Here is an 11,878-nt window from a genome sequence, read left to right as displayed (position 1 = left end):
GAAATATACAGCTTTACTACCCTTTGCTGTTGACGGAAGCCGGATACATCGATACAATATATTTGACGGCATATTTATGTTGTCAAGGTTCAAGGACAGACGGCTTTACAAATGCGTGGTGGCATCCGGGCCGCTTTTTTTTGCACTGTAACTGTATATGTTCAGTACAATCAAGGCGGCCACCGTCAATTAGCCGTTAAACAAACCGGGATAATTTATTTCCATAAACTGCTTGCAATTTAGAGGGAAACATCCTATAATTAAAAACACAAAGGTCGCTTTTGTGAGAGCACCTAAAGCTTAATAGTTTTTACATAACTATCGGATACTCAGTGTTGGCGCACTGGGTATTTTTCGTTTGAACAGGCTTCATAACAATTTTCTTTTCAGAAGCCCTTTGCTTTTTCAGCTTTGATATCAGCAAGCCTCCAATGAAAAAGCCACCGGCAAAGCCTATAATAAATACCTGCAGAACATGTGCAAAAGTATATAGCTGCATTCGAATCCCTCCCCATCAATGTTTTTTCCTTCTATAATAATAGTAATTAAAGGTACTCCAAGAACTGGTCAGCAAATTGCTTTTTCACAACATTAACCAACACACCCTGATGAACATTACTATGCTCAGCTCTTAAGGTTATTAGTAATCCTTGCTTTTTAGCCTGCTCCGACAATTCAATTAATTCCTTTTTCGTGAAATATTCTATAGCCATTGATTGTATATGATCACAGTTCAAAGCATTTTTAATTATTTCGTCTACCTTTACCAAGCTGTCTGTTACTCTTGCCATCCATTCCACCCTCCTTTCAATTCCTGCCTTTAAGGCTGTTCCTTTAATACCATTTCGCAGCCGATATGACATGCTGCCAAGTTTTTGATTTGCCGTTTTTATATTCAAACCGGAGATATCGCTGCCGTTCTGTACATATGCAGGGTAAATGGCAATAAACCTTGTCCTTCCAGCATCTGATAACCTTTGTCTTTCCTCCGTCATGAAGAGCAGTAAGCTTTCCGCCTAAAGGAATATAGCAAGCATCTGATTCGTTTTCTTTACCCAGATATTCCTCATCCAGTACAAAATTAATACTGACAGGCATCAGACGAGCTCTTGTTTCAAGTCCACAGGCATTAAAGAAATTTATAATGAAGAAATCAAAGATATTCTTATGCTCTGCCGAAAGATTGCTGTAGCCGTGAATCTGTACCACATCAATACCATATACTTTTATAAGGTCATTGTGGTTGGTCAGCTTGAATTCATTTAATCCGTTTGATATGTAGATATTTTTGAGCTGGGTCATGGAAGCTTCTCCTTTTAATTAGTGGTTCTTTCTGAATAATTCTTTTTAATTAGGAAATTCTTGTATGATACCTAATTGATACATGGATATTATTACTAGTCTCTTAAAATAGGAAAAACATCATGCACTGGCATCTTAAGTGCATCAGCAATCTTTTTCGCTGTCGTTATCTTAGGAACTTGTATACCATTCATAATTGCATAAAAACTTGTTTTCCCAATTCCAGTATCCTCTATCACTGCATTAATTGTTTTAGAGGACTTATCTATAATACTTTTAATATTATTTTCCAAACTCTCCCCTCCATTTCGTCCTGTTTTCCGTCCATATTTTAATTATATGTTCCGCTTTCGAATAAGTAAAACTTTTTTTGTCCTGTTTTCCGTCCATATTTTGAAATTATATCTGTTTAAATCAGTTTTTCGAAATAATACTTTAGTTTTCTATTTATTTTAAGAAAATAATTTGATATACTTATTCGGTAAACCGTACAAAAACTAAGGAGGATTAAAATTGTCAATTTTAGGTGAAAACATTAAAAAACTTCGTGAAAGGGCAGGATATTCAATAAGAAAATTATCTGAAGTTTCAGGTGTTTCAAAAAGTGTTATATGTGAAATTGAAAGTGGAAAAGCTAAAAACCCACGTTTTGAAACTATAAGTAAAATAGCAATATCATTAAATGTAACTCCCGAAACTCTTAACGATATGGAATTTGAGCATGAATATGTAGTCACTGATGTAAAGGAAGCCTTTTATATAATAATAAATCAACCAAATTTAACTATCAATGGGGAAAAAATCACTCCAGAAGCTAAATTACAACTAGTTAATTCCATAAAAATGGCACTTCAATTTGTAGAAGAAACACAAGAAAAATCAAAAAATAATAATTAATTCTTTTTGCGTATAAATGCAATATCACCATTTGTTTTTTTTACGAAAACTAATTTATAATTTTTTTCTAATTGATTATTATTTTTATTGTCTTTATTATTAAGTATTTTTTTATATAAATCTTTTGATTCCTTTATATACATTTTTCCTCCGCAAAATAATATACAATTTTTCTTCAATAAACCGATTTCAACTTCCCTATTCATTATAAACATGAAAACAATTGTGTATATTTATATAAATTTCAATTTATTTTCCATATTTATCATAATATATTATATCGTTTTGATAATCATTGTAAATAGTTTATTTTCAATTTGTTAATTTTTTATGTATTTTCCCAAACTTTTACATGTAATTCTTGACACATTTTAACATATTGCTTAAAATATGATTTATACGGAGGTGTTATATTTGTTTTCTGAAAATCTACGAAAATTAAGAGAATTTAGAAATATAGATAGAAAATCTTTAGCTAATATTTTGGGTGTTAAGTATCAAACTATATTTCAATATGAAAATGGTGTTAGAGAACCGAGCTTTGATACACTAAGAAAAATTTCTTCTTTTTTTGGAGTTTCGATTGATGCACTAATAAATAATGATGAAGAAAATAATAATACAACTAAAATTAAAAACCTTATAAAGAAGTTAAACTATAATTTCAAGGAATTTGCACAAGATATTGGCGAATCTGCTTTTGAGATAGAAAAAATAGTATTGCATAATTTAGAACCTTCAGATCAGATAATTGATTCAATTTGTCAAAAATACGGAATTTCACATTCTGAATTTGAAACAAGAGGTGACAAAGAATTTCAAAGTTTTTGTAAAGCAGAAGAAAATAAAGACTATATTAATTTAGCTATATTTATAAAAGAAAATCAGTTTGAACCAAACTACGTTAGAAAATTATTAAATCTAGTAAAATCAAGATAACAACATTGAGGTGACGTAATGGATAATATGTCAATTTTAAAATTAATTTTGGTCACAGTACCTGAAAGTATCCTAAATATCTATATTGCATTACTTATGACAGGTGAAAGGTTAAAATTACCTATTAAATGTTATGGAAATAAAGAAAAAGAAAACATAATAAGATTAATAATAGCAGTAGCTTTATTTACGTTTGTCCAGTTTATAGGGAGAGCCTATATATCCGACTTATTTATATATACCACATATAATATCATTAGCTCTATTATAATTCTAAGATTTGTATATTTCCCTTTTAGTCGATTCGATAAAGATAAAAAGCTTGTTATAAATATCATAAACATATTAAATAATTGGAAAAAACCTGCTATTCAAGTCTGTATAATCTTCTTTGTAATTATTACTATAGAGAATTTATATCTTCCTCTTATACTAAAAATATTAAATATAACTACATATTCAGAAGTATATAAAATTCCTTGGGCAAATCTTGTTATACCTCAGGTAGATAGATTTTTTCAGCTTCTTATTATTTCTTTCCTTTGGGATTTGTCCAGAGTAAACAACAATATTTTAAAAACCTATAAATGTAACAAAGTATTATTCTTAATGCTATTTTTATACATGTTAATATTTGAATTTAGTGTATCTTATCTTTATTTAAGATACTTTAATGTCTATAGTAATCCTATTAAAATATTTTTCTTTATCTTATTGGCTTCAATGAGCATAATCAATATTTACGTTTATAAAGCTACTCTGAATCTTGTTGATAAAACATATTTGCACAGCAAGAAAGGAGGTCTTAATCGTGAAAAAGCCAGTAAATAAGGTATTTATACTACTAGGTATGTTTATAAGCTCTATAGCTTTTATTATGGCACAAGGTAGCTTTTTTTTCTGGAAGCAGCCACGGACTCCAAAACATTTACGGAACTAGCAAAAAAGGAAGAAACTGCTTATGTGGTTTCTTTCTCTTTTACGGACCTAAAAGAATAATACAGCACTATAAACAAAAAGGCTCTTACCAATATATCCCCCAAGCTCATTACACAATATCCGGTATCAAATATATCTGATAAAAATTTCAACCTTGTTGAGCTATCCCCTACCACATGCCAGCCGTCAATTGTATTTAACTTATCTATATCTATATATCCTGTTTTTAAGGATAAAGTCGGAAATACCGGCATCTTCCAATTGTTAAAATACATAACCAGCTTGTTAAGCACCAATCCGGCAAACATTAATCCTATACCAATACCCCCCTGCTTGTATATTCTAAATCTGTAAATCAGGAAAAAAATAGCTGCAGAGTAAACTGTTTTATATATGCTTGAATAAGGAAGTACTGTATAGTTACCGGCAAATATGTCTATTTGAAGAAAAATATATATAATCGCACACGCAAATACCGGATAGAACTCCCAGTGCCTTAATATTTTCTTTATTTCAGTATCCTTTATTTTTGCAAATATAATCGCAAGTATTACGGTCTCAATCATTTTTTGCTCCAATCTTATCAAATTTATTATATAGTTTTTCAAATGCCGGAATTATTGAGCTGACCTCAAGAAGTATGCCGATGCAAACCGATATTGCCGGTTCCGTTTGCTGAAATAAGTATAAACAAACGGAGATTACAAACCAGAAGGTTAATATTGCTATAGAGAACAACTTGAGCATTCTGGCTTTTTTAGCCGATATCTGATTCAACGGGCTATTTTTAGGCGCATATAGAGCTACCGGAGCTGCTGATATGGTAAATGAGGCTATAATAAATAAAATACCGGCCATTTCGCTGAAATATTTAGCTGCCAGTGAGGCCGGAACAAATGTAAGTATCGTTATAAGAAAGCATTTCATGTATGTACCCATATGTGTTCCGCCGGCGAAAAAGCGTAATGACGTAAATGCCAGGATTACGAACAGCATTGGCTTCACAATTCCAAGCAAGAGTGCCGTTAGGCCTAACACCGATACCTTTATTATGCTCTGATAGATTCCTTGAAATCCGAAGTAATATTCTGTTCTTTTCCGGTGATCCTGCTGCAGCTTGTTTGTCAGAAAGCCGGCGCTGGAAAATGAAAGCTTTTGAATTAGTTTCATAATTTGCTCCAAAATACATAATTATTGTAATTATATATTAAATTTGCTTTATTTTAAATGCAAAGTATAATATTATTTATATTACATTTAGTTTCTTATCAGGAATTTAATGTAACAGATGTATTCCAATTGAGAAATATTGTTTGAAATATTTTGAATATCCTGTAAAATCTTGTTAGGCGGTGAGTGTGTGAATAGAGTTCGGGCATTAAGAATTGAAAAAAATTGGACACAGGAAGAGCTTGGTAAAAGGTTAAATGTAAAGAAGTCTGCTGTCTCAAAGTACGAAGGCAATAAAATTCCTTTGACAGATGAAACTTTAATCAGATTATCCCAAATCTTTAATGTTTCTATTGATTATATCCTGAAAATATCGGACTATAGGCACAGTACTCCCATAGCTTCAAAATCTGATTTATTAGAAAGCATTACTGCTTTAAGCACGGAAAGCCAGAAGGAGCTTGAAAAATATGTACAATTGCTCAAGCTTAAGGATTCAACGAGTACAGTAAAAAATTCATAAATACATTAAATATTTTGAGAGGTTAGATATAATGTCACTTTTGGTAGATATTCCATTTTCTTTAAATAATGAAGCAAAAGCACATGGGGCAAAATGGAGTCCAGAATTTAATAAGTGGTATTTCCCTACCAGCAAAACATATTATCCCAAATATGATAAATGGATTTTAAATAGTATAGGTAATGTCATCATATGCGACTATTTTTACATTATAAAAACCAAAAAGCAATGCTATAATTGTTCTATGGAAACGGAGGTCATAGCTCTTGGAATTGAAAATTTCTATCCGCTAGACGGAAAATATCTTTATAAATCCGGCGAAATACATATTTCTCCAATAAAAAAAAATTCTTTACCTGATGAGATAATGGATATTATAGAAGAATGCTTCAGTTCTCTAAAACCATATTCAGAATTTCCATATTCAAATTATTGCCAATACTGTGATGCTCGTATGGGTAATTATTATCTTTTCAATTCATCTGATACTCCTTTTTTTATTAGTTCTTACAGTGAGTTTATTAATCTGGAATTGATTAAAATCCACCTAAAGCATGATTTTGTTTCAAATGTAGACATAAAACATACTCATATTGATAATTATTTCAAGCTATTTGATATAAAACACAACTGCAATCTTATAGAATTATTTCCGTATGCTCCTAAACAAAATACTTATCCACAAGAAAAGTATTCAGGTAATCACAAAGCTTCTTTAACGAAAAAAATCTTTATTTTTTTTATTGCTATTTTTATTTTATCGGGTTTACAATCATGTATGGGATACATAAAAATTTTAATAGATAACTCAAGCAAAAATGCAGACTATACCTCCGCATCCTTTTATTCGGTCAATACACCTCTAGATAGACTTTTAGTTTTATCTTTTAAAATCGGAGAGCACCCTGGTGCCAGAGGTACCTATATAGAAGTTAAAGATGGAAAAAAAGTTATTATAAGCGAGGTTTATTCCAAAGGCTCAAGATTAGAATTTTACAATGATAAGAGCCTTATAGTAACCAATAGTGATTCTTCACAGAAAACTTTTATACTAAATAACGATACTATTGATTTAGAAGTTGCTAATTCTTTTACACAGATTTTTCATGGTGAAAAATCTGTAAAAGGGTTACATAAATTCAAATATAATTATACTAAAAATGAAATTTTGAAATAAAAAATATAGCTCAGGAGGATTTTTTATTATACCGCTTTTATTAAATATTCCTTATTCAGAAAAAGACGAAGCAAAAGCATTAGGAGCTTTTTGGGATAATGAAAGGAAAAAATGGTATGCAAAAAATAAATATGATTATCCAAAGTTTAAAAAATGGATTTTAAAGGATATAGATTTTGCTACCATTATTTGTGATCATATATACATAGTAGTCGGTAAAAAGGAATGCTTTAAATGTCATAGACAAACAACTGTAATAGGTCTTGGCCTTGAAAAGTATTATGAAATATCCGAAGAACCTATATTTGGAAATGACAAGACTCATTGGTATTATTATAAAGATATACATATAGCCAGTGAGCTTTCTCCTTTACCTGAAAATCTACTGGCATATCTAAAAAATCAATATAACTATTATAAAAGTTATTCAAAAACAATGGAATCCGAATGCTACGCAAATCACTGCGAACACTGCAACATCATTCAAATTGTATTACTTTAATAATCAAAAATCTCCCACTTAAAAAATTCAATTCATATCAGTTAATATCCTCTGTATCTTTTCTCTCTCACTGCTCCCATTAGTAGCACACCTCAGAAACGGCACCTTGTATTTGATTAATATGGCATTTTTCAATGCATCACGCCTTAACTGCTCCGGATTATTTTCATGGAATTCAAATCCATCTACTTCAACCACAAGAGCACACCCCTTATCTTGCTTATAGAAAACTACAAAATCCAGAGATGCTCTGTTATTAACAAAACTCAGTTCCTCATATGTAAGTAAATCTACGTTATTAAGCAAGTTACGCAGCAGCATACCTCTTGTATAGCTATACCGATTGTACTGAGGTTCTGAAAGAATATCCTCCAACAGTACACGAAGTGCTTCCTCAGATTGCCACTTAGCATTTATATCCATCTTAGCCTTCAGCGGAATTAATTTATCTGAATAGCGTTTGTAAAGCAAATCAAAAACAGATATTATCTTGCTGTCAATTATATTTTTATCTAAAGTATTATACTGAATATAACGCATCAAATCACCGATATGCTCACTTTTTTTGAGAAAGAAATCATGATTGGTAGTCAGTATAAACTGCTTAATGGCTCGTGAAACAGCTACGTTTACCATATTAGGATCATCCACAAAGCTTAGCCCTCTTTTACCATCCCGAGTACTGTCCAATACAGTAGACATAATCATCACCTTTTTTTCACGCCCTTGATACTTATGTACTGTGTCGCTTTCAATATCATATGGAAGCAAGCTTTCGGCTTTATTCGCCTGCTTGCGGTATGGTGTTACAAATCCAATGTCTTTATAATCCTCAACACCTAATGAATTATTCAAAATTTCTCCGACAGTAACATCAAGCTCTCTTTGGTTGTATAATCCCTTCTTTTCGCCTTTTGTAACCCGCCGCATATGATTGCCTTCAGAAGTTTTGTAAATCATCAGAGGACACTCTGATAGTTCCGGATTTGTAAATGGAATAAGCTTTCCATCGTAATATTTCTGGTTGCAGAACCCAATAATCTGAGGATGACATCGGTAATGCTCTCTTAGCGTTTCCCGGGACAGACTATCTTCATAAAGGCTTATAACAGATGTCAAAATGCTGTGCAGAAAATAATTGTATTCAGGAGGTGGCTGTTCTGTTTTAAGCATCGCTTCAATTTTTTTATTAACAATCTGAGGAAGCTGCTTCTCATCACCCACAATAATTACATTCCTGCAACAGGAAAATGCCAATGTTCCTGTAATAAGGTCAACCTGTGATGCCTCATCTATAATCACATAGTCCAGTAAATAATTGTGGGGTATAGACCGTCGCAATGAATGAGTTGTACTTAGTATAACAGGAAATCTCTTAATAAATTCGTCAAACCTAGCTTTGAAATTTATTTTGCAAAAATAAGTCTTGGGTAGGCCACTATGGCTTTTGTACAAGCTCTTTCGGAACAGTTTTTCAGAATGCTGCTGATGCAACTTGAGCAATACATCAAATGAAGCATCTTTTAGTTTGTTTTCAAGAATGGCTGCTTCATTTTCTAATTTTTGAACCTGTAGCCTGTAAAATTCCTTTTGAAGTGCCAACAAAATTGATAACTCCTGCTGTTGCAGCTTTTTATGATTAATCACTCCATACTTAAAAATAAGCTTTATTTTATACAGCAATTTACCGGATTGATTCAGCTCTTTTGCAAGAGAAGTTTCTGCAAGAAAGGATATAATCCTGTCCTGATTTGCTCTAAAAAGCGGAAGCTTAAGGGTTTCCACTACTCCCTGTTTACTACGGTATTTCTCAAAGTGCTTTTGCTCCAATTGCCAAGCCCTTAATTCCTGCAAAAGTTGTGCCTTTTTTCTATCTATCTCCAATAGCTCTTTCAGCTTTATATTCAAGTCTTCTATCTTCTCAACTAATTCTTCCTGTTGTTCTTCATAATTCCATTCATCCACCGAGGCTATAGGAATTTTAGCAAAAAATGCATCCTGATTGCTCACGTTGCCAAGTAATGCTGTCAAAAAACCATAGCCTTTATCTGTCATTTTTTCTATAACATTTTTAACAGCTTCATTATTATTTGACACAACTGCAACACTCTTACCTCGAATAGCTAGATTTGAGATAATATTTAGGATAGTCTGAGTTTTTCCTGTACCAGGAGGTCCTGCAATAACGGAAATTGAATTTGACATAGCATTTTCTAGTGCAGCTTTCTGACTCAAATTAAAGCTGAACGGAAAAATTATATTTTCTGTATCGGAAGTCCTCAAATTTATTGCCTGTCGATTCAGATAACAGCTTAAAACACTTTTAGGATGAACAAATTTAAGCTGCTCCATCTCTTTCCTCAAAAAAACCTGTTCTTCCCTGTTAACCGACTTATCAGATATATCTGATGAATTATTGGAGGTATATTGAGATATATCTTTCAGATAGTCTAAGATTTGCTTTACGCTTTGGCATTCAGCTTCATTTTTTATCAAAGAAAATGATTTAGAATCAGTTGTTATAGCTTTTCCGTTTTTCTGAATGATTCGAATACGCTCACCAAAATCAAGAATTAGCTCTGGCTCATATACAGGCATAGTATTTATATAAGCAGCTTTTCCATCCGTTTTAATTTCTTTAGGATTTTTAATAACAGCCACCCTGCTATGAGGGTATTGGTATATTTTTGTCCCTTTTTTATAATCAATTCCAACTGTTTTATTTTCAGTATCGCAGTCTATATCTCTTATTTCCTGAGTTTTATCTTCACCGTCTACAAGTACCATTATTTCTTTAATATCTATATCCATTTAATCTACCTTTAATTATTATATCCAGATTATTTTAAGCTATATCCTATTTTATGGCAAAATTCAAAATAATTCAACCAAAGATTGGCAAAATGTTAGTGGGCAATTTTGAATTATGGAAATAATAATATGGATTCTAAAATAGTAAATATAGATTCTAAGCTAAACAAGCTTAAGTCTCATGTTCTAATTATAGAAATAAACTAGACAACAATTTAAAAGCATTATTTGATGGATACCAACAAGTATCTGAAAAACTGAATGTGATAGAAAATAAGGTAGACAATTTCAACTCTAAAGTTGATAAACAAGGAGTAGAAATCCGAGTTATTAAAGGCGGTAAATAGGCAGCATCCTAGTGAATGCTGCTACTACCTCTATGTTCCTCAAAAGTTAGTCAATATTTCTACATAGATTAAACTAATAGTATTAATTTAATTTGATATTAATTGACGTAAAAAGCATCATTATGGTATGATTTAGTTAAGATGTACTATTAAAAATGTTTACAAATAATTCTTGGGTAATAGTTTACACTATACTTGAGGTGATTTCTGTGAGTATTGATAATAAGAAAAATGATAAAGAAGGTGAAGACATGCTGGCAATTAAAAAAGAAAATCCAATAAAAAATGATACAGTTTATACTCCTGCAAAAAATGAGGATGTGCTTAAAGCCATCATGAAATCAAGTCAGAAACACTCTAAAATGTTGAATATGTTGTCTAAATAAATATGTGTCAAAATAATATCGTTTACTTAACTTCAGAACATGTGTTTTTTATTTATAATGATGCTTTAAATAATTTTGGTGGAGAGATAGGATTATATATAGATACTAGTGATAAAATCGAAAGTATCTTATCACAACAGCTTCCTATCTTTGGATATGATAAATATCCTTCCGTTTTTCAAAAAGCAGCAATGCTTTTATATTTTTTTGTTAAAAGTCATTGTTTTGTTGATGGAAATAAAAGAGTTGCTATACAAAGTGCAATTGTTTTTTTATGTTTAAATGGCTATGAAGATTGTCTGGATGATTTAGAAGGGTATACTATGACAATAGAAGTTGCATTATCAAATATTCTTGAAAACGAAAGAGATGAGTACATAAATTACATTGCAAATTGGCTATCTAAAAGATTTATATAAGACCTTTTAATCAAGGTTTTTTTTATGCTTGAATTAATTATGTGGTTTCTTTCTCTTTTACGGACTTAAAAGAATAATATAAAACTATAAACTGACCTTAATCCGATTTGATGGACACAAAGAATCCCTATATAATAAAAACATGGAGGGATTCAAATGGCTGAGAGAAAAAAGTTTGATAAAGCATTCAAGGAACAGACAGTTGAAAAAATATTGGCAGGTGAAACAACAGCCAGCTTAATGGCAAAAGAAATTGGAGTGCATTACTCAACAGTAAGAGACTGGTTAATCGCTTATGAAAAGGATGGTTCAAGTGCCTTTCCTGGCAGTGGTAACCTTAAGCCTGAAGATGATGAAATAAGAAGACTACGCAGGGAATTAGCTAACCTTAAAGAGGAAAATGAAATATTAAAAAAAGCCGCGGCCTATTTTGCGAAAAATCAGAAATAAACAAGTTTAATTTTAT

At 31.4% G+C, this 11,878-nt stretch carries 17 protein-coding genes; 9 read left to right on the top strand and 8 right to left on the bottom strand.

The features are described from left to right. Positions 1-310 precede the first annotated feature (310 nt). The 4 genes from LY28_RS18500 to LY28_RS18485 form a co-directional block, all read right to left on the bottom strand. The gene (locus LY28_RS18500) at positions 311-499 is read right to left on the bottom strand and encodes a hypothetical protein (RefSeq protein ID WP_110463650.1); all 189 of its coding nucleotides are present in this window, start codon (positions 497-499) and stop codon (positions 311-313) included. 46 nt (positions 500-545) lie between these two features. Further along, a complete protein-coding gene (locus LY28_RS18495) occupies positions 546-791 on the bottom strand; it encodes a hypothetical protein (protein ID WP_110463649.1) in 246 nt (81 codons plus the stop codon). A gap of 43 nt (positions 792-834) precedes the next feature. After that, positions 835-1,302, bottom strand: a complete 468-nt coding sequence (locus tag LY28_RS18490; protein WP_110463648.1) for a hypothetical protein — start codon at positions 1,300-1,302, stop codon at positions 835-837. A gap of 95 nt (positions 1,303-1,397) precedes the next feature. Then, positions 1,398-1,595 (bottom strand): helix-turn-helix domain-containing protein, encoded by a 198-nt coding sequence (locus tag LY28_RS18485; protein ID WP_110463647.1) that lies wholly within the window; start codon positions 1,593-1,595, stop codon positions 1,398-1,400. Between the two features lie 220 nt (positions 1,596-1,815). Between LY28_RS18485 and LY28_RS18480 the strand changes: the two genes are divergently transcribed. Continuing rightward, positions 1,816-2,199, top strand: a complete 384-nt coding sequence (locus LY28_RS18480; RefSeq protein ID WP_110463646.1) for a helix-turn-helix domain-containing protein — start codon at positions 1,816-1,818, stop codon at positions 2,197-2,199. Here LY28_RS18480 and LY28_RS19290 read toward each other — a convergent pair. After that, positions 2,196-2,342, bottom strand: coding sequence for a hypothetical protein (locus tag LY28_RS19290; RefSeq protein ID WP_165835632.1), 147 nt, complete (start codon positions 2,340-2,342; stop codon positions 2,196-2,198). The genes LY28_RS18480 and LY28_RS19290 overlap by 4 nt on opposite strands. Before the next feature lie 271 nt (positions 2,343-2,613). Here LY28_RS19290 and LY28_RS18475 point away from each other — a divergent pair, with 271 nt between their 5' ends. Both LY28_RS18475 and LY28_RS18470 read left to right on the top strand, forming a co-directional pair. Then, entirely contained in the window at positions 2,614-3,138 is a 525-nt protein-coding gene (locus LY28_RS18475; protein WP_207658145.1) for a helix-turn-helix domain-containing protein, read from the top strand. Positions 3,139-3,156: 18 nt separating this feature from the next. Next, positions 3,157-3,969 carry a hypothetical protein gene (locus tag LY28_RS18470; RefSeq protein ID WP_110463644.1) on the top strand — a complete coding sequence of 271 codons (813 nt, stop codon included), beginning with the start codon at positions 3,157-3,159 and terminating at the stop codon, positions 3,967-3,969. A gap of 128 nt (positions 3,970-4,097) precedes the next feature. Here the strand turns inward: LY28_RS18470 and LY28_RS18465 are convergent, their stop codons facing one another. Together LY28_RS18465 and LY28_RS18460 are read right to left on the bottom strand one after the other, a co-directional pair. Further along, positions 4,098-4,643 carry a DUF5317 family protein gene (locus tag LY28_RS18465; protein WP_110463643.1) on the bottom strand — a complete coding sequence of 182 codons (546 nt, stop codon included), beginning with the start codon at positions 4,641-4,643 and terminating at the stop codon, positions 4,098-4,100. Next, positions 4,636-5,247 carry an accessory gene regulator ArgB-like protein gene (locus LY28_RS18460; RefSeq protein ID WP_110463642.1) on the bottom strand — a complete coding sequence of 204 codons (612 nt, stop codon included), beginning with the start codon at positions 5,245-5,247 and terminating at the stop codon, positions 4,636-4,638. The genes LY28_RS18465 and LY28_RS18460 overlap by 8 nt, the downstream gene beginning before the upstream one ends. Positions 5,248-5,437: 190 nt before the next feature. Between LY28_RS18460 and LY28_RS18455 the strand changes: the two genes are divergently transcribed. Genes LY28_RS18455 through LY28_RS19720 form a run of 3 tightly spaced genes read left to right on the top strand, consistent with a single transcriptional unit; the run spans position 5,438 to position 7,449 of the window. Further along, on the top strand, positions 5,438-5,770 hold the full coding sequence (locus LY28_RS18455; RefSeq protein WP_165835631.1) for a helix-turn-helix domain-containing protein: 333 nt from the start codon (positions 5,438-5,440) through the stop codon (positions 5,768-5,770). A 31-nt stretch (positions 5,771-5,801) separates the two neighbouring features. Then, entirely contained in the window at positions 5,802-6,947 is a 1,146-nt protein-coding gene (locus LY28_RS18450; protein WP_110463640.1) for a hypothetical protein, read from the top strand. 25 nt (positions 6,948-6,972) lie between these two features. Next, positions 6,973-7,449 carry a DUF5710 domain-containing protein gene (locus LY28_RS19720; RefSeq protein ID WP_340162557.1) on the top strand — a complete coding sequence of 159 codons (477 nt, stop codon included), beginning with the start codon at positions 6,973-6,975 and terminating at the stop codon, positions 7,447-7,449. Positions 7,450-7,476: 27 nt separating this feature from the next. Here LY28_RS19720 and LY28_RS18445 read toward each other — a convergent pair whose 3' ends face one another. Beyond that, complete coding sequence (locus tag LY28_RS18445) at positions 7,477-10,260, bottom strand: AAA domain-containing protein (protein ID WP_242981426.1); 2,784 nt, start codon at positions 10,258-10,260, stop codon at positions 7,477-7,479. 556 nt (positions 10,261-10,816) lie between these two features. On the opposite strand from LY28_RS18445, the gene LY28_RS19285 reads away from it, so the two are divergent. The 3 genes from LY28_RS19285 to LY28_RS18430 all read left to right on the top strand — a co-directional run bounded on the left by LY28_RS19285 (position 10,817) and on the right by LY28_RS18430 (position 11,862). Then, complete coding sequence (locus LY28_RS19285) at positions 10,817-10,993, top strand: hypothetical protein (RefSeq protein ID WP_165835630.1); 177 nt, start codon at positions 10,817-10,819, stop codon at positions 10,991-10,993. Positions 10,994-10,995: 2 nt separating this feature from the next. Further along, positions 10,996-11,412 carry a type II toxin-antitoxin system death-on-curing family toxin gene (locus LY28_RS18435; RefSeq protein ID WP_110463638.1) on the top strand — a complete coding sequence of 139 codons (417 nt, stop codon included), beginning with the start codon at positions 10,996-10,998 and terminating at the stop codon, positions 11,410-11,412. Positions 11,413-11,568: 156 nt separating this feature from the next. Then, positions 11,569-11,862 carry a transposase gene (locus LY28_RS18430; RefSeq protein WP_110463637.1) on the top strand — a complete coding sequence of 98 codons (294 nt, stop codon included), beginning with the start codon at positions 11,569-11,571 and terminating at the stop codon, positions 11,860-11,862. The last annotated feature ends 16 nt before the right edge of the window (positions 11,863-11,878 follow it).

The organism is Ruminiclostridium sufflavum DSM 19573 (assembly GCF_003208175.1).
Lineage (GTDB): Bacteria > Bacillota > Clostridia > Acetivibrionales > DSM-1351 > Ruminiclostridium > Ruminiclostridium sufflavum.
This window is presented reverse-complemented; position numbering and strand designations above follow the sequence as displayed.